The organism is Rhodococcus sp. 008, assembly GCF_001682295.1.
GTDB lineage: Bacteria > Actinomycetota > Actinomycetes > Mycobacteriales > Mycobacteriaceae > Rhodococcus_F > Rhodococcus_F qingshengii.
Map to the genome: position 1 here is coordinate 4,301,960 of NZ_CP012749.1, position 25,648 is coordinate 4,327,607.

Annotated in this window: 26 protein-coding genes; 17 read left to right on the forward strand and 9 right to left on the reverse strand. The window is 63.5% G+C overall.

From position 1 onward, the window contains the following. Positions 1 to 24 precede the first annotated feature (24 nt). Entirely contained in the window at positions 25 to 1,128 is a 1,104-nt protein-coding gene (locus tag AOT96_RS19955; RefSeq protein WP_231917246.1) for a hypothetical protein, read from the forward strand. Further along, a complete protein-coding gene (locus AOT96_RS34770) occupies positions 1,125 to 1,409 on the forward strand; it encodes a hypothetical protein (protein WP_083197651.1) in 285 nt (94 codons plus the stop codon). The genes AOT96_RS19955 and AOT96_RS34770 overlap by 4 nt, the downstream gene beginning before the upstream one ends. On the opposite strand, the gene AOT96_RS19960 is transcribed toward AOT96_RS34770, so the two are convergent. After that, positions 1,370 to 2,209 (reverse strand): poly(ethylene terephthalate) hydrolase family protein, encoded by an 840-nt coding sequence (locus AOT96_RS19960; RefSeq protein ID WP_003941000.1) that lies wholly within the window; start codon positions 2,207 to 2,209, stop codon positions 1,370 to 1,372. The genes AOT96_RS34770 and AOT96_RS19960 overlap by 40 nt on opposite strands. Positions 2,210 to 2,321: 112 nt before the next feature. Between AOT96_RS19960 and glmS the strand changes: the two genes are divergently transcribed. Beyond that, complete coding sequence (gene glmS / locus AOT96_RS19965; protein WP_003940837.1) at positions 2,322 to 4,184, forward strand: glutamine--fructose-6-phosphate transaminase (isomerizing); 1,863 nt, start codon at positions 2,322 to 2,324, stop codon at positions 4,182 to 4,184. A gap of 53 nt (positions 4,185 to 4,237) precedes the next feature. On the opposite strand, the gene AOT96_RS19970 is transcribed toward glmS, so the two are convergent. Continuing rightward, positions 4,238 to 4,609, reverse strand: a complete 372-nt coding sequence (locus tag AOT96_RS19970; RefSeq protein ID WP_003940908.1) for a plastocyanin/azurin family copper-binding protein — start codon at positions 4,607 to 4,609, stop codon at positions 4,238 to 4,240. A gap of 38 nt (positions 4,610 to 4,647) precedes the next feature. Between AOT96_RS19970 and AOT96_RS19975 the strand changes: the two genes are divergently transcribed. The 7 genes from AOT96_RS19975 (at position 4,648) to tsaD (ending at position 11,170) form a co-directional block, all read left to right on the forward strand. Continuing rightward, positions 4,648 to 6,081, forward strand: a complete 1,434-nt coding sequence (locus tag AOT96_RS19975; protein WP_065352173.1) for an NAD(P)H-hydrate dehydratase — start codon at positions 4,648 to 4,650, stop codon at positions 6,079 to 6,081. Between the two features lie 55 nt (positions 6,082 to 6,136). Continuing rightward, positions 6,137 to 7,339: an alanine racemase gene (gene alr, locus AOT96_RS19980; RefSeq protein WP_065352174.1), complete on the forward strand. Its 1,203-nt coding sequence runs from the start codon at positions 6,137 to 6,139 to the stop codon at positions 7,337 to 7,339. Then, a complete protein-coding gene (locus AOT96_RS19985; protein WP_007728607.1) occupies positions 7,336 to 8,388 on the forward strand; it encodes an alpha/beta fold hydrolase in 1,053 nt (350 codons plus the stop codon). The genes alr and AOT96_RS19985 overlap by 4 nt, the downstream gene beginning before the upstream one ends. Further along, positions 8,378 to 8,869, forward strand: coding sequence for a tRNA (adenosine(37)-N6)-threonylcarbamoyltransferase complex ATPase subunit type 1 TsaE (gene tsaE, locus AOT96_RS19990; RefSeq protein WP_003940673.1), 492 nt, complete (start codon positions 8,378 to 8,380; stop codon positions 8,867 to 8,869). The genes AOT96_RS19985 and tsaE overlap by 11 nt, the downstream gene beginning before the upstream one ends. A gap of 78 nt (positions 8,870 to 8,947) precedes the next feature. Beyond that, positions 8,948 to 9,631, forward strand: coding sequence for a tRNA (adenosine(37)-N6)-threonylcarbamoyltransferase complex dimerization subunit type 1 TsaB (gene tsaB, locus AOT96_RS19995; RefSeq protein WP_065352175.1), 684 nt, complete (start codon positions 8,948 to 8,950; stop codon positions 9,629 to 9,631). Positions 9,632 to 9,641: 10 nt separating this feature from the next. Beyond that, on the forward strand, positions 9,642 to 10,136 hold the full coding sequence (gene rimI / locus AOT96_RS20000; RefSeq protein ID WP_003940971.1) for a ribosomal protein S18-alanine N-acetyltransferase: 495 nt from the start codon (positions 9,642 to 9,644) through the stop codon (positions 10,134 to 10,136). After that, positions 10,133 to 11,170, forward strand: coding sequence for a tRNA (adenosine(37)-N6)-threonylcarbamoyltransferase complex transferase subunit TsaD (gene tsaD, locus AOT96_RS20005; protein ID WP_007728610.1), 1,038 nt, complete (start codon positions 10,133 to 10,135; stop codon positions 11,168 to 11,170). The genes rimI and tsaD overlap by 4 nt, the downstream gene beginning before the upstream one ends. A gap of 18 nt (positions 11,171 to 11,188) precedes the next feature. Here the strand turns inward: tsaD and AOT96_RS20010 are convergent, their stop codons facing one another. Further along, the gene (locus tag AOT96_RS20010) at positions 11,189 to 12,778 is read right to left on the reverse strand and encodes an Hsp70 family protein (protein WP_065352176.1); all 1,590 of its coding nucleotides are present in this window, start codon (positions 12,776 to 12,778) and stop codon (positions 11,189 to 11,191) included. 161 nt (positions 12,779 to 12,939) lie between these two features. Here AOT96_RS20010 and AOT96_RS20015 point away from each other — a divergent pair, with 161 nt between their 5' ends. Further along, positions 12,940 to 13,500 (forward strand): potassium channel family protein, encoded by a 561-nt coding sequence (locus AOT96_RS20015; protein WP_063316696.1) that lies wholly within the window; start codon positions 12,940 to 12,942, stop codon positions 13,498 to 13,500. A 19-nt stretch (positions 13,501 to 13,519) separates the two neighbouring features. Here AOT96_RS20015 and AOT96_RS20020 read toward each other — a convergent pair whose 3' ends face one another. Then, entirely contained in the window at positions 13,520 to 15,235 is a 1,716-nt protein-coding gene (locus AOT96_RS20020; RefSeq protein WP_065352177.1) for a TIGR03767 family metallophosphoesterase, read from the reverse strand. Positions 15,236 to 15,468: 233 nt separating this feature from the next. On the opposite strand from AOT96_RS20020, the gene groES reads away from it, so the two are divergent. Together groES and groL are read left to right on the forward strand one after the other, a co-directional pair. Next, on the forward strand, positions 15,469 to 15,768 hold the full coding sequence (groES, locus tag AOT96_RS20025) for a co-chaperone GroES (RefSeq protein ID WP_003940763.1): 300 nt from the start codon (positions 15,469 to 15,471) through the stop codon (positions 15,766 to 15,768). Between the two features lie 86 nt (positions 15,769 to 15,854). Further along, entirely contained in the window at positions 15,855 to 17,465 is a 1,611-nt protein-coding gene (gene groL, locus AOT96_RS20030) for a chaperonin GroEL (RefSeq protein WP_065352178.1), read from the forward strand. A gap of 74 nt (positions 17,466 to 17,539) precedes the next feature. On the opposite strand, the gene AOT96_RS20035 is transcribed toward groL, so the two are convergent. The 4 genes from AOT96_RS20035 to AOT96_RS20050 form a co-directional block, all read right to left on the reverse strand. Next, on the reverse strand, positions 17,540 to 18,277 hold the full coding sequence (locus AOT96_RS20035; protein WP_065352179.1) for an anti-sigma factor: 738 nt from the start codon (positions 18,275 to 18,277) through the stop codon (positions 17,540 to 17,542). A 1-nt stretch (position 18,278) separates the two neighbouring features. Beyond that, positions 18,279 to 18,947 (reverse strand): sigma-70 family RNA polymerase sigma factor, encoded by a 669-nt coding sequence (locus tag AOT96_RS20040; RefSeq protein WP_007728615.1) that lies wholly within the window; start codon positions 18,945 to 18,947, stop codon positions 18,279 to 18,281. A gap of 88 nt (positions 18,948 to 19,035) precedes the next feature. Continuing rightward, positions 19,036 to 19,701: a fasciclin domain-containing protein gene (locus AOT96_RS20045; RefSeq protein ID WP_007728616.1), complete on the reverse strand. Its 666-nt coding sequence runs from the start codon at positions 19,699 to 19,701 to the stop codon at positions 19,036 to 19,038. A gap of 219 nt (positions 19,702 to 19,920) precedes the next feature. Next, positions 19,921 to 20,217: a WhiB family transcriptional regulator gene (locus tag AOT96_RS20050; protein ID WP_003940939.1), complete on the reverse strand. Its 297-nt coding sequence runs from the start codon at positions 20,215 to 20,217 to the stop codon at positions 19,921 to 19,923. Between the two features lie 768 nt (positions 20,218 to 20,985). Between AOT96_RS20050 and AOT96_RS20055 the strand changes: the two genes are divergently transcribed. From AOT96_RS20055 to AOT96_RS20065, 3 genes are all read left to right on the forward strand, one after another. Further along, positions 20,986 to 21,684, forward strand: coding sequence for a hypothetical protein (locus tag AOT96_RS20055; RefSeq protein WP_080961146.1), 699 nt, complete (start codon positions 20,986 to 20,988; stop codon positions 21,682 to 21,684). Positions 21,685 to 21,859: 175 nt separating this feature from the next. Beyond that, positions 21,860 to 22,438, forward strand: a complete 579-nt coding sequence (locus tag AOT96_RS20060) for a sigma-70 family RNA polymerase sigma factor (protein ID WP_003940953.1) — start codon at positions 21,860 to 21,862, stop codon at positions 22,436 to 22,438. Further along, positions 22,422 to 23,360 (forward strand): anti-sigma-D factor RsdA, encoded by a 939-nt coding sequence (locus AOT96_RS20065; RefSeq protein WP_231917247.1) that lies wholly within the window; start codon positions 22,422 to 22,424, stop codon positions 23,358 to 23,360. The genes AOT96_RS20060 and AOT96_RS20065 overlap by 17 nt, the downstream gene beginning before the upstream one ends. Positions 23,361 to 23,462: 102 nt before the next feature. Here AOT96_RS20065 and AOT96_RS20070 read toward each other — a convergent pair whose 3' ends face one another. Further along, positions 23,463 to 23,867, reverse strand: a complete 405-nt coding sequence (locus tag AOT96_RS20070) for a DUF5319 domain-containing protein (protein ID WP_003940777.1) — start codon at positions 23,865 to 23,867, stop codon at positions 23,463 to 23,465. A gap of 243 nt (positions 23,868 to 24,110) precedes the next feature. Between AOT96_RS20070 and guaB the strand changes: the two genes are divergently transcribed. Beyond that, positions 24,111 to 25,634 (forward strand): IMP dehydrogenase, encoded by a 1,524-nt coding sequence (gene guaB / locus AOT96_RS20075; RefSeq protein ID WP_003940903.1) that lies wholly within the window; start codon positions 24,111 to 24,113, stop codon positions 25,632 to 25,634. Positions 25,635 to 25,648 lie beyond the last annotated feature (14 nt).

The window sequence follows — 25,648 nt, forward strand, 5'->3', positions numbered from 1 at the left end:
GCACAGGCAGTACCAAACGGCTCCTTGTGCGTCGAAGATATTCTTGCACTGCGTGATTCACGCGTGCATCCCGACGAAATCCTGGATGCTGGTGCGAGGGGATTGCAGTTCTTCGATCGATTTCACAACCTGGCCTCTCGGTTGGGCTTCGAAGAACGGATGCTTACGTCCTACGAGGATGCGTATCGCGCGGAGGCTGGTATCGATTTCGAGACACTAATGCGAGATGCGTCGGACATGGCCGCAGCGGTGGACGGTTCGGTCGCCGAGATCGCGATGCTGACGCACCTGGCGGAGAATCTTCCTGCAGTGTGGAATGTTTCCGGCGTGGGTGCGGTCGTAGATCAGGCCTTCGCGGCGCGGCGTGAAGCTCGGTCCGATGCGGATTCGGCGCCACTGTTGATCACGCTGGCCGACGAATTCGCGCGGACGGTTCGAACGGCTTTGGCAGACAAGGCTTTCAAGGTGGCCGGCCTCGACCGGGCGACGATCGGCGGTCTGGGTGCGGGGGAGATCGACCAGCTGACTCACGTCGCTTCCGCCGGTCGTGGTTCGGCGCCATGGCTGGACACGGTTTTTCGTTCGGCGTATCTGGATACTCGCGACGAATTCGACAGGGCGTGTGCGGAGTGCGCGAGTGCGGTTGGTCATGCTTTTGACGCCGCGACCCAGTGGGTGACAGACGCGTTCACGTCAACCTTTCCGATCGCCGAGCCGAGTGCATCCGGTGTCGCCGCCGCTCCTGTCTCTTTCTCGATCGGCGGCAACACTTGGGGCTTCTCGATTGCGTCCGACGGTCGTGGGGTGAGTCTGGATGTTGCAGGTGCTGACGGGAACTCTGTGTCGGCCACCCTGGAGTTGAGCGAAAATGGTTGGCCGAGAATAGTGCTCGATGCCGATCCGGAGATGTCGCTGCACGAGGCGCGCCCGCAAGAAGCGTCCCAGCCTGCGACACTCCAGCCCGAAACTCCCGACCCTGAGATTCGCGAGCACGAGGTGCCGGTCGAAACCACCGCCGAAGTCTCGCCCGCGCCGGACCCGGAGCCGCCTTCCACAGTCCCCGACGAGTCGATCGTGGCTCCCGACGGAGAGACGGGCGCTGAGTTGGCCGGAGCTGGTCCGCTGTGAAGTCCGTTCACGCGCCGTTCGAAGCGATCCGTCGAACCCTCGACTCTCAACTCGACGACTTCCGTGAGCGCAGAGTGGCCGCAGCGAGCGCGGAATCGCGCCAGGAGCCGCCGTCCGAAACGACATCCGCCGAGAATGACACGGATGGGCCGGTCAGGTCCGGCCCGTATCTGCGATCCGCGTCAGAGCCGACGCCGACGCCGCCGTGCTCGCCGCCGGAGTCGGTGGCGAGTACGGACCCCTACTTACGCAACAGCTGGCTGGCCCGCGCGTCGGAGTGAGGTTCGACCGGCAGCAACGGCGCCGTGTGCGGAATCTCGACGTCAGGATCAGCAAAATCCTTGTACTTCTTGTCGCCGGTCAGATGGAACAACAGGAAGCCCGTGAGCAGGCACCGTGTGGCGGCCTGTGTCTTGCGCTCGGATCCACCGAGGCCCAGGGCGCCGAGGAGTCGGCGGCCTTCGATCAGTCCGGCGTCTTGGGCGTCGTTCACGGTACGTGCGATGACAGGACCGCCCCACTCCACGCTCAGCGGCCGGGCATTGCTGGTCAAGGAATCGACGTCGTCTTCGCCGGCGAGGATCAATCCGGGCGCTGTGATCTTCGACGCGTAGTTCTCCGCCTTGGGTGCTGTCGGGGCCGGGAACAGTGCGGCTACCGCACCGACATCCCCGCGCTGCGCTGCGGCCAGTACCGCCGCGCCCGCGCCCATGCCGTGACCGGCAAAGGCGACCCGATCGGGTTGGACGCTGATCTGGCCGGGGCCGAGTCGCACGCCGACGCAGATGTCGAGCGTCGCTCGAAGATCTGCAGCCAATCCGAGATGTGACGGGACCGGACCGCGTTCGCTGTCGGGCGCCGCTGCGACAATTCCCCAGGAAGCGAGGTGCTGGAGTGTCTGCTCGTACTTGTGGGACCCGACCATCCACCCGTGCGCGAAGGCAACGGCGGGGAGATTGAAACCGGTTTCCGGCGTGTACACGACACCCGGCTGTCCGGCCAGGGCGAGGTTGCCGCGGAGAACTCGGTGCGGGCCGCGCTTGGACAGCTCACGGGTCAGTGTCTTCAGTTTCGGTGCCACGGTTGAAGACGTTATCCGATGAGCCGCCTCGTGTATGCGGAGCGGACGCCGCAACCAGGTGCGGGAACCGCAAAATGCGCCCACCGCCGATGTCCAAGTACCCTGAGTCACCATGTGCGGAATCGTGGGATACGTCGGCCACCGCCCAGCTCTGGGCGTTGTGGTGGAGGCTTTGCGACGAATGGAGTATCGCGGGTACGACTCGTCGGGAATCGCGATTCTCGACGGAACCGGTGGGGTCGAAATCGAGCGTAAGGCCGGTAAGTTGGCCAACCTCGAGGCGGAGCTCGGCGAGTACGGTGCGGATCACTTCGTCGGTACGTCCGGTATGGGCCATACCCGTTGGGCGACGCATGGGCGTCCGACGGACCGCAATGCGCACCCGCATCGTGATGCCTCGGGCAAGCTGGCTGTCGTTCACAACGGAATCATCGAGAATTTTGCCCCGCTGCGTGCGGAGCTCGAGGCTGCAGGCGTCGAACTGCAGAGCGACACGGATTCCGAGGTCGCGGTTCACCTCGTCGCCCGGGCGTACGCCCAGGGGCCGACGGCAGGTGATTTCATCGAGAGTGCGCTGTCGGTGGTTCGTCGGTTGGAAGGTGCGTTCACGCTCGTCTTCACGCACGCTGATCACGCGGACACGATTGTCGCCGCGCGCCGCTCGACACCGCTCGTAGTCGGTGTCGGTGAGGGCGAGATGTTCCTCGGCTCCGACGTCGCTGCATTCATCGAGCACACACGCGATGCGGTTGAACTCGGACAGGATCAGGCAGTGGTGATCACTGCCGACAGCTACCGGATCTCCGACTTCGCGGGTAACGAGGCAGAAGGACGCCCGTTCCGCATCGACTGGGATCTCGCGGCCGCCGAAAAAGGTGGTCACGATTACTTCATGCTCAAGGAGATCGAAGAGCAGCCGACCGCTGTCGCCGACACGCTCCTCGGCCACTTCGAGAACGGGAAGATCGTCCTCGACGAGCAGCGGTTGTCCGATCAGGAACTGCGCGACGTCGACAAGGTGTTCGTTGTCGCTTGCGGTAGCGCTTACCACTCCGGTCTGTTGGCGAAGTACGCGATCGAGCATTGGACGCGTCTACCTGTCGAGGTCGAACTCGCCAGCGAATTCCGTTACCGCGACCCGGTTCTCGATCGCTCGACGCTTGTTGTCGCAATCTCGCAGTCGGGGGAAACGGCCGATACGCTCGAGGCTGTCAAGCACGCCAAGGACCAGAAGGCACGCGTCCTGGCGATCTGCAACACCAACGGTGCACAGATCCCGCGTGAAGCCGACGCAGTCCTCTACACCCGGGCAGGACCGGAAATCGCGGTCGCTTCCACCAAGGCGTTCCTGGCGCAGGTGACCGCGAACTACCTCGTCGGTTTGGCTTTGGCGCAGGCTCGCGGAACCAAGTATCCGGACGAGGTCGCCCGCGAGTACGCCGACCTCGAAGCGATGCCCGCATTGGTCAGCAAGGTACTCGAGACGGCAGAACCGGTGCGCGCGTTGGCGCGCCAGTTCGCGCACGCGTCGACCGTGCTGTTCCTGGGGCGTCACGTCGGCTACCCGGTGGCGCTCGAGGGTGCGCTCAAGCTCAAGGAGCTCGCGTACATGCACGCCGAGGGCTTTGCCGCCGGTGAGCTCAAGCACGGCCCGATCGCCTTGATCGAGGAGGACCTTCCGGTCATCATCGTCATGCCGTCGCCGCAGGGCCGCGCTGTCCTGCACTCGAAGTTGGTGTCCAACATTCAGGAGATCAAGGCGCGCGGGGCGACGACTATCGTCATCGCTGAGGAAGGCGACACCGTCGCCGCGGCGCACGCGGATCACCTGATCGAGATTCCGGCGTCACCGACTCTGCTGCAGCCGTTGCTGTCCACGGTTCCGTTGCAGATCTTTGCGGCCGAGGTTGCCGCGGCGCGTGGCTACGACGTCGACAAGCCGCGTAACCTGGCGAAATCGGTTACGGTCGAGTAGCTTTCGCTAGAAAATCGGGCCCCGCAGTCGCAAGACTGTGGGGCTCGAGCGCGTTACGGCGTCTCGACGACGACGGTTCCGCGCATCTCGGGATGCGGTGTGCAGGTGTAGTCGTAGGTTCCGGGTTCGGTGAACGTGTAGGTGTAGGTTCCCGATTTCTTGAGCGGACTGCGGAGTTTGCCCTTGGCGTCCCCGAGGCCGTTGACGTCGTGGGCCATTCCGTTGTCGTCGAACACCCACGTGACCGTCTCGCCGACATTCACGGTGATGGACGCGGGGGAGTACGCCATCCCGGAGATGGTCACCACGGGTCCGCTGGCCGTCGTTTCCGGAGCCGGTGGTGTGGAGTCGGTGCCGGAACTGCACCCGACCAGACCGAGAGCGAGCACGAGACCCGCGATTGCCGGGCGAAGACGTGATTTCATGGTTTCGAGGGTAGCGACGGCAACTGAAGGGTTCCGACATGCGTGGGTACTACACAGCCGATCAGGTGCGAGCAGCTGAGGCGCCGCTGCTCGACAAGCTGCCCGACGGGGTGCTGATGCGTCGAGCGGCGTACGGTCTTGCGCGAGTAGTCGCGGACGAATTGCGTTCCCGTACAGGGTCGGTCGCGCATCGGTCGGTGACGCTGCTGGTCGGTACGGGCGACAACGGCGGTGATGCCCTGTGGGCCGGTGCGTCGCTCCGCAAACGAGGTGTGAGCGTGCGGGCCGTGTTGCTCGATCCGGCGCGCGCTCATCGGGCGGGCCTCGATGCTCTCTTGAAGGCCGGCGGCCGAGTCGCCGCCGAAGTCGGGTCGCCGGATCTGGTGATCGACGGCATCGTCGGGATTTCCGGGCACGGCGGTCTACGGCCTGACGCGGCCGATCTCGTCGGCCAGGTGGATGCACCGATCGTGGCGGTCGATCTTCCGAGCGGCGTCGACGCGAACACCGGCGCAGTGGACGGCCCGTCGGTGACCGCTGATGTGACGGTCACATTCGGTGCGCTCAAGCCGGTACACGTACTCGCGGCTCCGCTGTGTGGTCGTGTCGAACTCGTGGACATCGGATTGAGCATCAGCGAACCCGACTTCGGTTCGCTCGATCCGGCGGAGGTCGGTGCGCTGTGGCCGGTGCCCGGTCCGGAGGACGACAAGTATTCGCAGGGTGTGGTGGGCATCGTTGCGGGAAGTGAGCAGTATCCCGGCGCGGGCGTGCTCTGTACCGGTGCCGCGGTTACCGCGACCGCCGGCCTGGTCCGCTACGCCGGGCACGGCGCCACCGAGGTGCTCGCCCGGTTCCCGGAGGTGATTGCGAGTGAGACCTTCCAAGCCGCCGGGCGAGTTCAGGCGTGGGTGGTCGGCCCCGGTATGGGTACCGACGACGACGCCGCGCGACTTCTGGCGTCGGTGCTGGCTACTGATGTACCCGTTGTTGTCGATGCGGACGGACTTACCCTCCTCGCTCAGCGTCCCGAACTTGTCGCAGCCCGGACCGCGCCGACACTGTTGACGCCCCACGCCGGCGAGTTCGCTCGATTCACAACTCTTGGCGACGACAGGATCGCGGCCACGCGTGCTCTTGCCGCACGCCTCGGAGTCACGGTCCTGCTGAAGGGCCATACGACGGTGATCTCGGATCCCGGCGGTGAGGTGCTGGTCAACGACGCCGGCGGCTCCTGGGCATCGACGGCAGGTTCGGGTGACATCCTCTCCGGTGTGATCGGTGCGTTGCTGGCGGCGGGTCTGAGCCCTCTCGAAGCCGGGGCCGTCGGGGCGCGGGCTCACGCGTTGGCTGCGAACATCGCCGCTGCCGGCGGTCAGAGCGATGTCGCCGGAGCACCGATTTCGGCTTCACCCCTGCTGGGAGGTCTGCGGGAATCAGTGCGTGTGCTTCGCTCTTTTGCCCTCGATTGAGGGTGTTCAAACCCGAACACGTGTCCGATTCTGCGTGGGTGGCAGGATTGTCGCCATGACGCTTGCCCAGGGAAGAGCACCGAAGGAGCCTGCGGAGGGGAAGGCGAGCCGACTCGACGACGCCGTAGGGCCGCAGACGGAGGCAGTCGTCGATCTGGACGCGATCGCGCACAACGTGCGTGTTCTGCGTGAATTTGCCGGGGATGCAGCGTTGATGGCGGTCATCAAGGCGGACGGATACAACCACGGCGCAGTTGCGGTGGCGCGGACGGCGCTCTCGGCGGGAGCCCGGGAACTCGGCGTCACCACCATCGCGGAGGCACTGGTCCTTCGCGAGGCAGGCATCACCGCTCCCGTCCTTGCCTGGCTGCACGGCGTCGACGCCGATTTCGCCTCGGCGATCAGATCGGACGTCGAGATCGGCGTGTCCTCCCCGCGACACCTGGCCGCTGTCGTCGACGCGGCACGGGTTCTGGGACAACTGGCGACGGTGACGCTCAAGGTGGACACCGGTCTCAATCGCAACGGCGTATCGAGAACCGAGTGGCCGCAGATGCTCGACGACCTCGCCACTGCCCGGGACGAGGGCACGATCAGGCTGCGCGGAGTGTTCTCTCACCTCGCACACTCGGACGAACCGCATCACGACGTCATCGACATGCAGAAGCAGCGTTTGATCGACGCGGTTGCCGACGTCCGCGCTCGCGGATTCGACCCCGAAGTCGTTCATCTTTCCAACTCCGCTGCTACAGTCACCCGTCCTGACCTGCGGTTTGACATGGTTCGGCCCGGAATCGCGATATATGGATTGTCTCCGGTGCCCGAACTCGGAGATTTCGGTTTACGACCGGCGATGACGCTGCGAGCGAAGGTGATTCTGGTGAAGAAGGTAGCCGCCGGAGAGGGCGTCTCCTACGGGCATCAGTGGGTCGCACCGCACGACACCACTCTTGCGCTGCTTCCCGTCGGCTACGCCGACGGTTTGTCTCGCTCACTGAGTGGCAAGTTCGAAGTGCAGTTGGGCGGTAAGCGTCGCCAGGCTGTCGGGCGAATCTGCATGGACCAGGTATTGGTGGACCTGGGTCCGGACGGTGACGGAGTTCGCGAAGGCGACACCGCGATCTTCTTCGGCAACGGCGATCACGGCGAACCCAACGCGCAGGCCTGGGCCGACGTACTCGACACCATTCACTACGAGGTCGTGACCGGGATACGTGGACGCACTGTGCGTACGTACATCGGGGGAGAGACGTCATGAAGACTGCAGGAAAGATGAGCATTCTCGGTGGCCTGCTCAGCGCCGCGGCGCTCGGCTCGATGGCCGGCGTGAACGCATTCAAGACCGCGACGCGTCCAGGCCGGGAAATCTACGCGGACGAGGACTTCGACCTCATGACGCGCGACCGCAAGAGCACGGTGCGCACCGAGGACGGTGTCGAGCTGGCAGTTCGCGAAGTGGGACCGGACGACGCTCCGCTGACAGTCGTTTTCGTGCACGGATACTGCCTGAGTGCGCTGTCCTGGCATTTCCAGCGCCGCCAGCTCGAAGAGCGATGGGGCAACAAGGTTCGCATGGTGTTCTACGACCAGCGCGGACACGGAGACTCGGGCATGCCGCGTTCGAAGAGTTGTACGGTTTCTCAGCTCGGCCGCGACCTCGCGACCGTCGTCGAGGCCAAGGTACCCAAGGGACCGATAGTTCTGGTCGGTCACTCGATGGGCGGCATGACGGTACTCGCGCTCGCCGGTCAGCGACCCGAATGGTTCGAGGGCCGAGTCATCGGCGTGGGGCTGGTCGCGACGACGGCGGCAGGCCTGGCCGAGACCGGCCTGACCCGCAATCTGCAGAATCCGATCATCGACGGATTCCGGTTGGCAGTGCGCACCTCACCAGGAGTAGTTCAGCATGCCCGGGGCGCTGCGCGAGTATTGATCACGCCGATCCTGCGTGCGGCCTCGTACGGCACCGATGTCAGCCCACGGCTGCATGAACTCTCGGACGGCATGCTCGACCGCACCTCGGTTGTGACCATCGTCAATTTCCTGCGGACGTTGGAACTGCACGACGAGTCCGCTTCTCTCGAGGTCCTCGCGCACACACCGGCAGTCGTGATCTGCGGCGATCAAGACATGATGATTCCGTTCATCAGCTCCAAGCGTCTCGCCGCCGATCTCCCCGAATCCGAACTCGTGCGAGTTCACGGGGCCGGCCATCTGGTGCAGCTCGAGTTCCCGGCGATCGTGACGGACGCAATCGACAAGTTGGTGCAGCGAGCGCAGGTAGAAGAGCGGTCCGATGTCGGCTGAGAACTCCACGGGACTTCCCGTGTCCGGACAGATCACGTTGGAAACGGCCGAGGATACCGAGGCTTTCGGCCGACGCTTGGCGGCGGGACTTGTTGCCGGCGACCTGGTGGTGCTGGACGGTCCACTCGGGGCAGGCAAGACCGCGTTGACGCGCGGAATCGGCGCCGGGCTCGGGGTGCAGGGCCGGGTGACGTCCCCGACGTTCGTCATCGCTCGTGAGCATCGTCCGGGCACCCGCCCCGGCGGCGGAGTTCCCGTCGGCATGATCCACGTCGACGCATACCGGCTGGGAGACAGCGGACCGCATGCGCTCGACGAACTCGATGCCCTCGACCTCGACACCGACCTCACCGATGCAGTAGTGGTGGTCGAATGGGGTGGTGACGTCGTGGAAAGGCTCGTCGAACGGCACCTGCGAGTGCAGCTTCATCGGGAACCCGAATCGGATGTGCGGACTGCGAGTTGGTCCTGGACGTCGTGAAACGGAGTTTGGTGTCACAGACGTCGTGACCCTCCCGGGCCGGAAGTAGTTCTTCACGTGCGGGTACCCTGAGAAATCGTGCTTGTTCTCGCAATTGACACCTCCACTCCGGCAGTCACTGCCGGAGTTGTCTCCCTGTCGGCTTCGTCACCGGACCCAGTGTCACCGGACACAGAGTCACCGGACACAGTGGAGACGCTTGCCGTGCGTGTCACGGTCAATCCTCGTGCGCACGCCGAGGTCTTGACCCCTCACGTCCTCGAATGCCTCGCCGAGGCAGGGCTCACACCGGCCGACTTGAACGCCGTCGTCGTGGGTGTCGGGCCAGGGCCGTACACCGGACTGCGTGTCGGCATGGCGACGGGCGCTGCCTTCGGTGACGCACTCGGTGTTCCCGTGTACGGCGTGTGCAGCCTCGATGCGATCGCGGCTGCGGTACCGACCACACCGAGCCTGCTCGTCGTGACTGACGCGAGGCGTCGCGAGATCTACTGGGCGCGCTATGACGGCGGAGTGCGCGTCGAAGGACCGGCTGTGAATTCCGCCGGCGACGTCGATCCTTCGCCTTCGACGCTGATTGCCGGATCCGCTTCGCACGTGGACTTCTTCGATCTACCCGTCGACCCGGCGGAGACACCTTCACCGGCCGGGTTGGTGACAGTCGCTGCTCGCGAGATCCTGTCCGGCTCGGTTCCGGCCCCGCTGGAGCCGCTGTACCTCCGACGCCCGGACGCGAAGACCCTTGCAGAACGTGGCAAGTGAGACAGAGCAGATGAAGTACAGCATCGAGCCGATGAACGTCGATGACGCCGAACGGTGCGCGGAGTTGGAGCGCGCGTTGTTCGCAGGCGACGGACCCTGGAGCGCACAAGCGTTCGTCTCGGAACTTGCAGGCGCACATAATCATTACTTCGTTGCCCGGGAGCCTGACGGTCACGTCCTCGGCTACGCCGGAGTCGCATTGTTGGGGGCGTCGCCCAACATGGAGGCCGAGGTTCACACCATCGGTACAGATCCCTCGGCTCAGCGACTCGGAATCGGCGGCGCGTTGCTCGATGCGCTTCTGACTCTGGCGGATTCACGGCAGTGCCCGGTGTTCCTGGAAGTGCGCACCGACAACGAACCTGCCATCGCGCTGTACCGGCGCGAAGGATTCGAGATCGTCGGAACACGAAAGAAGTACTACCAGCCCAGTGGGGCAGATGCGTACACGATGAGACGGCCTGCCGTGCTCGGTGTCCGCGAAATTGAGGAGCAGCAAGCATGATCGTCATGGGTGTCGAAAGTTCTTGCGACGAAACAGGTGTCGGTATCGTCCGCTGGAACGGTGACGGAACCTGCGAATTGTTGGCCGACGAGGTGGCATCGAGCGTGGATCAGCACGCCAGGTACGGGGGAGTGGTTCCCGAAGTGGCCTCGCGGGCTCACCTCGAGGCGATCGTGCCGACGATGCGCCGTGCCCTTGCTGCCGCCGGTATCGAGAAGCCCGACGCGCTGGCCGTCACCATCGGACCCGGCCTGGCCGGCGCGCTGCTGGTCGGTGTAGCCGCAGCGAAAGCCTATGCGGCAGCATGGAACATCCCGTTCTATGCGGTCAATCATCTCGGCGGTCACGTCTCGGTGGACACTCTCGAGCACGGTCCGTTGCCCTCGTGCGTCGCATTGTTGGTCTCCGGCGGTCACACACACCTGCTTCACGTCGAAGATCTGGGCAAGCCCATTGTCGAACTGGGCACGACTGTCGACGACGCCGCCGGTGAGGCCTTCGACAAGGTGGCCAGACTGCTCGGACTCGGCTTTCCCGGTGGACCGGCACTCGATGCTGCTGCGCAAGAGGGAGATCGGAACGCAATCGCCTTCCCTCGCGGCATGACGGGGCCGCGCGATTCGCGGCACGACTTCTCGTTCTCGGGACTCAAGACGTCCGTCGCGCGCTATGTCGAATCGAAAGAGCGCGCAGGCGAGACCTTTTCGATCCCGGACATCGCTGCCTCGTTCCAGGAAGCGGTTGCAGACGTCCTGACGATGAAGGCAGTGCGTGCAGCCAAGGATGTCGGTGTTGACACGTTGGTTCTCGGCGGCGGCGCCACGGCCAATTCGCGCATCCGCTCACTCGCCGAGCAGCGCTGCGCCGAAGCAGGCATCACGTTGCGCATTCCGAAACCTCGACTGTGCACGGACAACGGCGTGATGATCGCATCGTTGGCCGCTCACCTGATCGGAAACGGCGCAGGCCCTTCGGAATTGAGTGTTGCGACGGACCCGGGGCTGTCGGTCTCCGTCAGCCAGCTGATGCACTGAAAATCGGCCGACTGAGAATCAGCCGACCGGGGCCGGTTCCCGATCCGGTGTGGTCGCGGGACCGTTTTCGGGCATCGAGGTATTCGGTTCACCGGGCTTCGTCGTCGGATCACCACCACCAGGGGTAGTGATTTCGGTTTCGGTGGAACCGGATCCAGGAGTCTCCGGCGTCGTCGGGTTCTCGCCGCCGCTCTCACCCGGGCCGAGACCGCCGCCGGGGTTTGCCTCGGTCGGATCGACCGGGGGCGTCGCCTCGGTGTCCGGTAGCGTCGGCCACCACGCCGGTGGATCGGGCAGCGTGATTCCGGGAATGGTCGGCCAATTCGGAGTGGTCGTTGTCGTGGTCGGCGGCGTGGTTGTCGTCGAGGTGTCCGGGATCGGCGCAGGCGGAAGTGTGTACTGATGCGTTGTGTACGAGTGCGTGTCGTAAGGCTGCGAGTCGAACGGGGTGGTGGGATACCCGTACCGAGGATACGTGCTGCCGGCTACCGAAGGCAGAGGATCATGAGACGGAATGATCGTCGATCCGGTGCTCGGTGTCGCTTCGGGGCTCACCGTCGTCGTGGTCGACCCGGTTCCGACGGGCGAGACCGCGGTGTCGTCGGTCGGAACCAATTCCTTTGCGCCGTAACCGAGTACCAGTCCGCCGACCACGAGCGCACCGATCAACGCTCCCGATACCTTGGCGGTGGATCCGGAGCGCTGGTCACTTCCGGAGCCCAGCAGCGGGAAACGAATTGCGGTGATCGAATCTGCCAGGAGTGCAGCACCTTTGGTTGCCGCAGTCTCGGGCTCGACGATCTCGACCATGGGGACGTCGACGGCAGCGGCGACGGCGGACCGCACGGCCGGAATATGTGCGCCACCGCCGATGAGTACAACGGCACCGACGGACCGCGGTGAGCCCTTCACGACTTCACGGATGAAGGTGACGGCGCGCTCGATATCCGGGGCGATGATGGCCTCGAACTCGTCGCGCGTGATCGCCATCGCGTCGATCGGAAGGTCGACGGTCACCTTGGTGGACGTGGACAGTTGCTCTTTGGCGACATGGCACCGGGCGGCAAGAAGTTCCGCGTCGGTGTACCGGCGCAAGTGCCCTGGAGCCTTCTCCGTCACGAAGTCGACCAATGCCCGGTCGATTCCGGCCCCTGCGAGGGCGTCGATACGGTCGGAGTGCAGAACTTCACCGGTGTGGTCGACGACGGACACCGTCAGACCTTGATCACCGACGTCCACCTGAGCTGTCGTGTCGTACCGCTCGGTTTTCCCTGTCTCCGCGAGATACGCGTGTACGGCGGCAGGCTCGGGGATTGCACGGACCTGCTTCGGCGAGCGCGAAAGAGATGACCTGATGCTCGCGAGTTGATCGTCCGTGCGATAGCTGACACCGATCGAGCGCGGCGCTTCAGATCCGTCCGTTACCTGCGTCGTCATCAGCTTGATGGATGCTCTGACAAGGTCACCGACGTTGGAATTGGCCTGATCCGCCGAGACGAAGCGAGTCTCGGCAGGCACGGCGCCTGGCGCGTTTGTGCTGGTATCGGTGTCGACGAGTGCTGAATAGACACCGGAAGATCCAGTGGAAATTCCCAGTGAACAACTCATCGCACACCTCCTCACAGTCAATACCGGTCAATGTTCAATCGACCGCCGTTATATGAACGTTACAGAAGGTTCGTGAGGATTGCTCAGTGCTTTTCGTCTCCGTGACGTCCTTTTCGGACCGAAAGGGTGGTTTTACCTGCGAAATTGTCGATCATTGATTCATGCGGAAAAAAGGCGATTCTCCCCACATCGACCGGGAACGACGACGCGCGCTGATCCGTGGTGCAGTGCTTCGACCCACGCTGACGGTGATCGCCTTCGGATGCGCGTATTTCTTTCTGCCGTGGATCGATGTACATACCGCCAGTGCAATCTTCCTCTTGATCGGTGGAGGCGCCGCGGTACTTGCCGTGACCACCTGGCAGGTGTGGCGAATTCTGCGTTCCGATGTGCCATCTCTGCAGGCGGTCGAAGCTGTGGCGGTGGTGATGCCGACGTACTTGTTGTTGGTGTCCATCACTTATTTTTCGGTCGAGCATGCAAGCCCTGGCAGTTTCACCGAACCGCTGTCGCGTATGGCGGCGCTGTACTTTTCGTTGTCCGTCTTCTCGACAGTCGGATTCGGTGACATCGCCGCGCAGACGGACCTTGCCCGGGGGCTCGTGAGCCTTCAGATCGTCTGCAATCTGGTGTTGATCGGATTCGGCGTTCGATTCGTCGTTGCCGCAGTGTCGTGGGCGAAAGTGCACCGCTCGCCTTCGAGCGGACCTGAAATCACCTAGGACACTGCGGCAATCGGAGTCATCGTCCGGTGTGGACCAACAATTCGACGTTCTGGTCGACGCCGGTACCCGTCAGCTTCGGGTCGCGGTGGATGTCGTTGTACGACAGTTCGCGGTACAGCGAGGCGAGCCCGGCTGCCGACTTGTCGCTGTAGTCGACGGAATTGGGACTCTCCGCCTCGAAGAGCGTCGCAAGCAACGACACCGTTCCGTCATGGTTGTCCGCGATCTCGATGATGCGTCCGAGTTGCGGGTAGTCGATGTGCGAGGCGGTGTTGATCTCCCAGAAGCCCTGCTCGGGGGTCGCGCCGGGCCACGGGGTGATCTTGTTCTCGTGGGTGTGTCCGTTGACCCAGGCAAGTACGTTCGGGAAACGATGCAGCAAGTCGAGAAGCTGTGAACCGCGCAGGCGTGGCTCGAGGACGTTCTCGGGGTCGGGAATGAGATTGTCCATCGTGTCGCTCGTGTGGTGACTGAACAGCACGAAATACGTGTCACCTCGCGACTCGGTGACGCGAGAGCCCGCGGCGTCGTAGTAGGTGCTGCTGCCGGCGCGCAGGGTGTTCTCGATCCACTGGAACTGAGCGGCGCCCAGCGAACCGTCGACGAGGCCCGCGCGGTTGGTGGAGTCCATGCTGATGCCGACGACGCCCGGTGCGATCTCGAACGAGTAGTAACCGATACCGGTGTCGCCGGCGTCGGGGGCGAAACCGTGTCCGACGGGGCCGGGACCGGTGTGCGCGGGATCAAGATGTGCGGCGATGAACTGTCGCGGTGTGAACGGCGCGCGCGACGGGTCGGGGGTGACCTGGCGCGGCGGCGTCGTGAAGGCGGACAGGATTCCGGGTATCGCACTGGGATCGAACTTGGTGGCGACGTCGATCTGCTTGGCCTGCTCCGGTGAACCGGGCACCTCGAATTTGAGAGATCCCGTGTACATCGCTTCGAGCGGCGGGATGCCGCTGGGCACCGTGCCGGACACCGAATCGTCGTGGTTGCCGAACACGCAGTACCAAGGGGTGTTCAGGCCGGGGCTCGACACGGGCGTGAAAGCGGCACCGAAGAAATCGGGGATCTCCGGGAATCCGGCCTTCTTGTACATGTCGAGCATCGGTGACTCGGGGTTCCAGTAGAGATCGGCACCCGAGTTCTGTACACCCTCGTAGCGGTCCTTGGCACCGGTGTTGGCGACGACGGTTCCGCCGTTGAGTGAGGTGAGGAACCAGTCGAGTTCGGCGAATTCCTTGTTGTCCGTGTTGTCGCCGGTGGTGATGACGGCATCGAAGGGTCGCGACGTGTGCGGGCCACTGCCGATCGAATTGACCCGGCGGACAAGTGAAATCAGCCCGTGTGCTGTCAGGGTCTCCTGGGGACGGAACGCCGAGCCGGTGATCTGGTGGACGTACTCGAATCGCATGGGGGACTGGGCGTCGACGATGTGGACGTCGGTCAACTGCACGAGTGAGGCGAGCGCGGTGCGTCGGTCCTCGCGTCCCGACTTCGGCTCGGCCAACTCGCTGCGCACGATGTTCGCCCAACCGGGTCCGGCGGTGAGCTTGGTGTAGCCGCTGCTGCTGACGGGGGTGGACACGGACTCGAGAGTGGTGCCAGGACCTGACGTCGGAATGGTCGACGCGCCTGCATATTGCAGGCCCCACGGCTTGCCAAGGCTGACCGCGCCGACGGCGCCGAGTCCGGCGAAGGTCAGAAAACTACGGCGATTGATGTTCGTCACGAAGTGAACAATAGGTGAACGTGGTGGACGGCTGTCCTGTTTCGCTCTGGACGAAGAGAAAAATGCGCCCAGTCCTTGAGGGTTGGCACTCTCACGTATAGAGTGCCAATTGGCGCTGATCGAGTTCCGGCACCCGCGACGACGGGACTGCAGTGACGCGCCGTAAACGGCATACCCAAACAGCTGTCCGAGGATCGCCTCGGACGCACATACCCCAAAGTGGAGGGCTCATCGTGGCGAGCGTCAACATCAAGCCGCTCGAGGACAAGATCCTCGTCCAGGCCAACGAGGCTGAAACGACGACGGCTTCCGGCCTGGTCATTCCTGACACAGCCAAGGAAAAGCCCCAGGAGGGCACCGTCGTTGCAGTCGGCGAAGGCCGCGTCAACGAGCAGGGCAACCGCATCCCGGTCGACGTCAAGGAGGGTGACACGGTCATCTACTCCAAGTACGGCGGAACCGAGATCAAGTACGCCGGCCAGGAATACCTGATCCTGTCGGCACGCGACGTGCTGGCTGTCGTCTCCAAGTAAGACACACGTGATCCGCCCCGGAGTCCACACAGGATCCCGGGGCGGAATGCGTTCACGCCCCGAAGATTCAGGAGCTGACAGAACAGATGTCCAAGCAAATTGCGTTCAACGAGACCGCACGCCGCGCTCTCGAAGCCGGAGTCGACAAGCTTGCCGACGCCGTCAAGGTGACCTTGGGCCCGCGTGGACGCCACGTCGTGCTCGCCAAGGCATTCGGCGGCCCCACCGTCACCAACGACGGTGTGAGCATCGCCCGTGAGATCGAGCTCGAAGATCCCTTCGAGAACCTCGGCGCACAGCTCGTCAAGAGCGTCGCCACCAAGACCAACGATGTTGCCGGCGACGGCACCACCACCGCGACCGTTCTGGCCCAGGCCATCGTCCGCGGCGGACTCAAGAACATCGCAGCGGGCGCGAACCCGATGGCTCTCGGCGTCGGCATCAACGCCGCAGCCGACAAGGTCGTCGAGGAACTGCTCGCCGCAGCCACCCCCGTCGAGGGCGAGAAGTCGATCGCTCAGGTCGCCACCGTCTCCTCACGTGACGAAGAGATCGGCAAGCTCGTCGGCGAGGCACTCACCCGTGTCGGAACCGACGGCGTCGTGACGGTCGAGGAATCCTCCACCGTTGCAACCGAACTCGTTGTCACCGAAGGTGTTCAGTTCGACAAGGGCTACCTCTCGCCCTACTTCGTCACCGACATCGATGCGCAGAAGGCCGTCTACGAAGACGCGCTGATCCTGCTCTTCCGCGAGAAGATCAGCTCACTTCCCGACTTCCTTCCGCTGCTCGAGAAGGTTGCCGAATCCGGCAAGCCGCTCTTGATCATCGCCGAGGACGTCGAGGGTGAAGTTCTCTCCACCCTCGTGGTCAACTCCATCCGCAAGACCATCAAGGCCGTCGCCGTCAAGGCGCCGTTCTTCGGTGATCGTCGCAAGGCATTCCTCGACGACCTCGCAGTCGTCACGGCAGGCACCGTCATCAACACCGACGTCGGCCTCTCGCTCAAGGAAGCCGGCCTCGACCTGCTCGGCAGCGCTCGCCGCGTTGTCGTCACCAAGGACGAGACGGTCATCGTCGACGGTGCAGGCACCGCTGACGACATCGCGACCCGCGTTGCGCAGCTGCGTCGCGAGATCGAGAACACCGATTCGGATTGGGACCGCGAGAAGCTCGAAGAGCGTCTGGCGAAGCTGTCCGGCGGCGTGGCCGTCATCAAGGTCGGCGCAGCCACCGAAACCGATCTGAAGGAACGCAAGTTCCGCGTCGAGGATGCGGTCAACGCAGCCAAGGCAGCAGTTTCCGAGGGCATCGTCCCCGGTGGCGGATCGGCTCTCGTTCAAGCCGGTACGGCTCTGATCGGGAACCTCGGCTTGACGGGTGACGAGGCCACCGGCGTTGCCGTGGTCCGCGAAGCCCTCAACGCCCCGTTGTTCTGGATCTCCAGCAACGCAGGCATCGACGGTTCCGTCGTTGTCAGCAAGGTCGCCGAGATGACCAAGGGCGAAGGCTTCAACGCTGCCACCCTCACCTACGGCAACCTGCTTGCCGACGGCGTCGTCGACCCGGTCAAGGTCACTCGCTCGGCAGTGGTCAACGCCGCTTCCGTCGCGCGCATGATCCTCACGACCGAGAGCGCCGTCGTCGAGAAGCCGACCGAGGAAGTTGCCGACACCGGACACGGTCACAGCCACTGACTCGCTGCTCGTAGTTTCGACAAAGAAGAGATCCCCCACCGGATTCCGGTGGGGGATCTTTTTTCGTCTGGCGATCAGATGAGCGGGATCGTTGCGAACGGCTCGCTCGTCGGCTGCTGCGATCCGCCGGGCGGTTCGACAGTGAACGCCAACTTCGTATTCGGACCGATGCCGTCGAGCACCACCTGGGTAGTGGGTTTGACGTCGCCCGGAGCCATCGTCCCCATCGGGATCATCGTGGTGTCGTCGGTGTCGCCCGGCACCAGCCACATCTGGTAGACGGTATCCGGACTCGGGGGAGTCACATCGTTCATCACGAGGACTGCGGCGTCTTCGGAGGGCGAGAACAGCGTCGTGGCACTACCGCCGCCCGGGATTTCACGCGTCGTGGCATGAACGTCGGGTGCTGCCATGATTTCGGACGCGGCGTTCTGCGGCGGCGTGTTGTCGGACAGCGTGCGTCCGATTCCGATGCCGCCGACCAGGATTGCGACTGCGGCGGCCGCCGCAAGAGCCATGGTCCACGGGCGTCGACGGTTACGACGCTCGGCCAGCGAAACCGGGGCGTTGGGAGCCGCGGTCTGTTCTGCGATCGAGGCGAGGACGCTGCTGCGCAGCGACGGCGGGGGCTCGACGGCGTCGACGACGGTCATCGCGGCCATGGTTTCGGCGGTGAGCCGGACCTGGGCGTCGAATTCGGCGTGGGTCGCGGAGTCCGAAGCGGCAAGTCGTTTGTCGACCTCACGGCGCTCGTCGAGGTCCAACGCATCGATCGCGTAGGCGTACGCGTAGTCGATCAGCTCTTCGTCCATCTCACATCACCCCCAAACATCCACGTAGGCGCAGTAGTCCGTCGCGAATTCGTGACTTGATCGTGGGAATCGCCACGCCGAGATCTTCGGCCACCTCGCGGTACGTTCGGCCGCCGTAATAGGCGAGAGTCACCGATTGGCGCTGAGTGTCCGTCAGCGTTTCGAGACAGTCGGTGACAGCACGATGCTCGTCTCTTCGTGTCACTTCGTCGCTGACGACGTCGAATTCGGGAGTGGCATTGGTGGTGTCGTAGAGAGCCTGTCGATCCGAACTCGACTGTTCGGAGCGCACGCGATCCACTGCGCGCCGGTGGGCAAGTGTCAGGAGCCAGGAGAGCGCGGACCCCTTGGCGGGGTCGAAGCTGTCGGCTGATTTCCAGGCTTGGAGGTAGACCTCTTGGACCGCTTCCTCGGAGAAACCTGGATCACGGAGTACACGAAGAACCATGCCGTACACACGGGAGCTGGTTCGGTCGTAGAACTCGGCGAAGGCGCTCTGGTCGCCACCGGCGACGTTCGCGAGGATCACTGCCAGCTCGCGTGATTCCGCGATTCGCGCGGTGCGGGCCGCAGAATTGTCCGTCGGGCATGCGTCGGCCGCATCCGACGCATGGTCTGGCTCGCTCACGAAGAGTTGTCTCGCTTCATCGCGTACAACCGTAGCGTGCATGTCCGGTTCTTTTCTCTTGGCCCGCCGTTGGCCGCTGTGCGCCTTTATTAACCGCGGGGGGTTGATAAAGGCGCACAGCAGGTGGGGACTACTGCGGCATCAGCACCGAATCGATGAGGTAGACGGTGGCGTTTGCGGTCTTGACTCCACCGCAGACGACAGTTGCGTCGTTGACCTTGATGTTGTCACCGGATCCGGTGACGGTAACCGTTCCGCCCTCGGCGGTGGGGTGAGTTCCGTCGATCGCGTCAGGGGCGATCTGGCCGGGAACCACGTGGTAGGTGAGGATCTTGGTCAGCGTGGCGCTGTCCGTCTTGAGGCTGTCGATCGTGGCGGGGTCGATCTTGGCGAATGCCGAGTCGATCGGTGCGAAGACGGTGAACTCGCCACCGTTGAGAGTGTCGACCAGGTTGACGTCCGGGTTGAGCTGGCCGGAGACCGCCGCGGTCAAGGTGGTGAGCAACGGATTGTTGGACGCCGCTGTGGCAACCGGATCCTGGGCCATTCCGCTGACCGATCCGGCGCCGCTCGGCACTGCGGCTGCATAGTCGGCACAACCGGCACCGACCAGATCGGAAGCAGGCTCCGCCATCGCGCTGCTGGGAGACATGCTCGATCCCATGGCAGAAGACGTCATGGCGGCGCTGGACGTGTCGGTCGACGAATCGTTGTCGTCGGAGGAGCAACCGACCACGCCGAAGACGGCGAAAGAGGCTGCTGCGGTGACTGCCAGAACTCGAGTAGAGGTGTTCATGGGTCTGCCTTCCTGAAGGGATGTGCTGAGGTGCACTGTCAGAAGGCATTCGGAGGCGGGCGTCGGTCGGATGGGTCGTGTCGGAAATTCTTTTCGACAGTGTCCCGTCCACACGCATTTTCGACGGTGTCCCGTCCACACGCATTTTCGACGGTGTCCCGTCCACACGCAAAAGCCCCCGAAAACTCTCGGGGGCCTAGTGCGCTCTACCTACGTGTATCAGGAAGCTATGCGGGTGGTGCGACGGTGGCGCGCGTGTAGTTCACGTTCGGTTTCCGACATTCCTCCCCAGATGCCGTACGGCTCGGCGACGGTCAGCGCGTGGCTGCGGCACTGCATCAGGACCGGGCACTGACGGCACATCTCTTTTGCGCGGGTTTCGCGCTGGGCACGTGCTCTACCGCGTTCGCCATCGGGATGGAAGAACATGGAGGAGTCGACTCCGCGGCACAGACCGTGCATCTGCCAGTCCCAGATGTCTGCGTTGGGGCCTGGAAGGTGATTCGGTGCAGGCATGTTGACTCCTTACTGCAAGCTCGCGTTGATCAACGAGCGGACCAAGTTGCCCGGAGGTTATCCGGGCCTTCTGAATCGTTCACGCTTGCTAACCGTAAGGGTGCTGAGTAAATCGCGTCAATAGGCTCGTTCAGTGGCGATCGGCATATATCGAAATGCGAGAGTTAACGAAGTATATATTTACATTTCGGGCCCCTCGTGCGTTGTTCTGCGCCGATGTCGAAATTGGGTCGATCGAGGTGGCGGCCGGCAAGCCTGGCAGCTCGAGATGCGAAACCCACAGATCAGGGATATGTTCGAGGCTGATCGCCCGGCGAAATCACTCGGTCATTCGGCTCGGTTTGCGTCATTTGTCCGATATTGCGTGGGCGGGGTTGCACTCCATTTCGGGACTTAGTGCCCAAGTTTCAACTAGGACATCCGTCCAATAAGTAATGCGCAGTTAACGTCACGGATATATGCCCGTTAAATATCATTACGAGTACATTTGGCAAATCTCAGTTGAATATCTGATTAACTCCGACAAACTTGCCTTTTCGTGTTTCGTGCGACTTTTGGCATCGTTGGTGTGACGCCGGTCGTGCGAATGTCTGCTCGTGCTGCTGCGATGATCAACCTGTGTCGACACCTGCGCGCCCTCAATCACCTGTGCCCAACGAAACAACTGCACTTCCAGGGTCCCTCGAGTCTGCCGCGTTCGGTGCGGATCCGGATCTCGACCGCCTCCCGGCGCCTTGCTCTACCCGAGATTGGTGGACAACGGCAGTAGTGCTGGGTGGTCAGGGCCACTACGCAAGAGCGCGGGCTGCATTGGATGTCCTCGATCGGCTCACGGCCGGGTTCTCGACGCACTCGGATCGGGTTCTTGCCTCTCTGTCTGCCAGCACGAGGGCGTCGTTTCTTCGCCAGAGCGGACGCCATGCACTCGCGTCCACGTGGGACGGGCGCGCACTGGCGATCGTCGGCGGCCTGGCAGGCGATCCAGAGGCTGCCTGTGACGCTCTGACCGGTCTGGCCGCAGACGCCCTCGGCTGTGGCAGGCTCCCGCTCGGCTGGCGCCTGCTGGCGCAATGTCGGGCGCGTCTGGATGCCGAGGGCGGGCTGTGGCGGCAGGAAATTCGGATCGAATGGGTCTCTGCTGAATTGGCGTTGGCGGGAGGCGACTTCGCTCGTGCCCGCAGACACGCAGAGCGCGCCGTCGAATTGTCAGCGGAATCGGAGTCTGTGCGGCACCGCGTGAAGTCGGATCTGCTGCGTAGCGCCGCGCTGACCGGAACAGACGCGAGCGCAGCCGTGAAGATGGCAGCAGATGTGTTCGCGCGGTGCCGGCAATACGGTCTGCTGCCCCTGGCCTGGGCGTCGTCTCTGTTGATCGAAGGTGTCAGCGGTGAGAGAACCTCACCGAGTGCCCGGGAGATCGGCGATCTGATTGCGATGCGTGGTGGATCACTCCTACCTTTGTCGTAACCACTCCACCGAAGTCTCCGGAGAACATTCCAGAAGGAGCTGTATCGATATCGCGACTGCTGGGCAGGCATGCGGAGACCAGTCGGTCCGGATGGTTACTCTTAGAGGGTTCCGCTGAGAGCGGGAGCACACCCGCTCGGGAGGTGCCACTGTAACGCCAGGATTTTCGCTGACGATGACAAATACGAGCGATGAGTTGGACACCGCGGTCGCCGCTGCTGCGCAGGGCGACCGTACAGCTCTAGCTTTGGTTCTGGAGAACATCCGACCGATGGTGGTGCGCTACTGCCGCGGTCGAGTGGGTGCGGCCGAGAGAGGACACCTGTCCGCTGACGACGTCGCACAGGAAGTCTGTCTGGCCGTGATGACCGCGCTGCCGCGTTATCAGGACCAGGGACGCCCGTTCATGGCCTTTGTGTACGGAATTGCCGCGCACAAGGTTGCGGACGCACATCGAAGCTCCGCCCGTAACAAGTCGGAGCCCGTTTCCGAAGTACCGGATGTAATAGCACTGGATGATGGTCCCGAACAGCGAGCTCTCGATTCGGAGTCCAGCAGACAGATGCACGAACTTCTCGGCACACTTCCGGAGAAGCATCGAGAAATCTTGATACTTCGCCTGGTGGTCGGGATGTCGGCCGAGGAAACGGCCGTCGCCGTCGGTAGTACCGCCGGAGCTGTACGAGTCGCTCAGCACAGAGCGATCGCGAAACTGAAAAAAGAAGTGACGAAAGCAGGTGAGAGCTTTGGCTAGAGACGAGGGGCATGACGCTTCGAATCTCGGTGATCTCGCCGACGACGGTACGCCAGTGGATTTGGCTGCGGTTCGGCGTGACGATGCGCTGATCGAATCCATTTCGAATGGTGGGCCGGTAGCAACCGATAGCACCGAACAGTACGAACTTGCGTTGATCCTCTCGCAATGGCGTGACGATGTCGTTGCGACTCCGATGCCCGAGGGTCCGTTGTTGGACGATGTCATCGCTGCAATCACAGCGACGCCGTCCGGCTTCTCCGATCGTCAGCGTTCACGTTCCCGTTCTCGATTGCGTGTGGTTCGTCCGATCGCCGCCGCTGCAGCAGTTGCAGCAGTGGTCTTCGGTGGCGCCACGGCGATGGCGTACGACGCCCAGCCCGGCGATGCCCTGTGGGGCGTCAAGCAGGTCGTCTTCGCCGACGAGGCCAACTCGACAGTTGCGAAGATCGACACGACTTCCGAGCTGGAAAAGGCCGAGCGGCTGTTGGCTGCCGGAGACATTCCTGCGGCAAAGATGGTGCTGGACAACGCAGCTCACCGTGCCGATGCGGTCAAGGACTCGCAGGACAAGACCGACCTCGTCGAGCGTTGGGGCAAGTTGATGACGCAGGTCCAGGAGACCACGTCACCCGTAGCGCCGCCGCCGACGAGTGGTCAGCCGGCCGGCCCGACCACTTCGATCACGGCAATTCCGGGCTCCTCGGTCAAACCGCTCAATCCTCAGGGACCTGGCGAACCGACAAGTTCGACCAAACCAGATCCGGGAGTGCAGCTGCAGTTGCCGCCGACGTCGGTTTCCTCGACGCCTCCGACCTCGTTGCCGACGACAACCACGACGACAACGACCACCACCACGACGACGACGTCTCTGGCGCCTGCCTCGTCGCCGTCCGGTGATTTCTCGTCTCCGCCGCCCTGAGACCCGCTCTGATCGGCATCGTTCCGATCTGAATTCATACGAAAGTGGCCGACAAGCAATTGCTTGTCGGCCACTTTCGTATGAGCTTGGGTGAGGTTTCGCTCAGCTGTCGAAACCGTCGCCGTGCATCGCCTCGTTCATCGACGCGTCGGCGTATCCACGGCAGTAGTCCCACGTGACATATGCCTCAGGCATCGGGTCGTAGGCAGGCTCGTGGGGGCGGACGGTTCCGTCCACGAGCAGCTGCAGCAGGTTTGCGCGCAGCATGTCCCAGTCGTGGTAGTGATCCTGTTGGCAGTCCTCGCAGCAGACTACGAGACCGCGGATACCGCGGTGAGCGAGGAGTGCCTCGTATACAGCGAGGTCAGCGAGATCCTCCTCGACCGCTTGGCGTTCGTGGGGGTCGAGTGGTTGGCCCGGCTCGATGGCATCGAGAGCCGCGGAGGGGTCAGCTGGGTCGCCGGCGAAGGGATCTGGCGGCAGACCGGGGGGCAGTTGATCACGCACAGCACCACGGTACGCAGGTCAGGGGGGTCAGCGCCACTTGTTACGCGTACACGCAGCGTGGGTGGGATGGTTCGGACCTTTGAGTGAGCCGATACCATGGTGTGCAACGCCGGGAAAAGGTGCCAGGAATTTCTTTCCGTGCAGGCGCCTTCTATCCGATATCCAGCTTTCGTAATCCGTTTCGAGGCGGCTGCTACAGCGGTCGCCCTGGGCGAATCTAGGTCCATGGAGGGTCCTGACCGCATGAGTAGTTCTGCAGGACATGTACACACCGGAGGAGACGACCCCAACAAGGTCGCGATGCTGGGACTGACATACGACGACGTGCTGCTGTTGCCGGCTGCGTCCGACGTCATCCCGAGCCAGGTCGACACGTCCAGTCAACTGACCCGCGACATCCGTCTGCGGATTCCGTTGGTCAGTTCTGCGATGGACACCGTCACCGAGTCGCGCATGGCAATTGCGATGGCACGCGCCGGCGGCATGGGTGTTCTGCACCGCAACTCGTCGGTTGAGGTCCAGGCAGGACAGGTCGAGACGGTCAAGCGTTCCGAGGCCGGCATGGTGACCGATCCCGTCACGTGTAAGCCGACCGACACGATGGGTGAGGTCGATGCGAAGTGCGCTCGTTTCCGCATCTCCGGTCTGCCGGTCACCGACGACGCCGGCCAGCTGGTTGGCATCGTCACCAACCGGGACATGCGTTTCGAGGTCGACCAGAACCGCCCGGTCGCGGAGATCATGACCAAGATGCCCCTGATCACCGCTCAGGAAGGCGTCACCGCTGACGTGGCACTGGGTCTTCTTCGTCGGCACAAGATCGAGAAGCTGCCGATCGTCGACGGCAACGGCAAGCTCACCGGTCTGATCACGGTCAAGGACTTCGTCAAGACCGAGCAGCATCCCGACGCCACCAAGGACCGTGACGGTCGACTGCTCGTCGGCGCTGCAGTCGGTGCCGGCGATGACGCCTTCCAGCGCGCGATGGCGCTCACCGATGCCGGTGTGGACGTACTCGTGGTGGACAGTGCGCACGGGCATTCGTCCAACGTTCTCGACATGATCGCCAAGCTCAAGCGTGAACTGGGCGAGCGGGTTCAGATCATCGGTGGCAACGTCGCTACGCGCGCGGGTGCTCTGGCACTGGTCGAAGCCGGCGTCGATGCCGTCAAGGTCGGAGTCGGCCCTGGTTCCATCTGCACCACCCGCGTCATCGCCGGTGTCGGTGCCCCTCAGGTCACGGCCATCCTGGAAGCGGTTGCCGCGTGCAAGCCTCTCGGTGTGCCCGTCATCGCTGACGGTGGACTCCAGTTCTCCGGTGACATCGCGAAGGCTCTTGCCGCAGGTGCGTCGACGGCCATGCTGGGTTCACTCCTGGCCGGTACCGCTGAATCGCCCGGCGAACTGATTCTGGTCGGCGGCAAGCAGTTCAAGAGCTACCGCGGAATGGGTTCGCTCGGCGCGATGCAGTCGCGTGGCGAGGCCAAGTCGTACTCCAAGGACCGGTACTTCCAGGACGACGTGCTTTCCGAGGACAAGTTGGTTCCGGAAGGCATCGAAGGACGTGTTCCGTTCCGTGGCCCGCTCTCGCAGGTGACGCACCAGCTCACCGGTGGTCTGCGCGCTGCCATGGGATACACGGGGTCGGCGACGATCGAGCACCTGCAGAACGCTCAGTTCGTCCAGATCACGGCGGCCGGTTTGAAGGAAAGCCATCCGCACGACATCACGATGACTGTCGAAGCACCCAACTACACCGCTCGTTAGCAACCAGTACACGA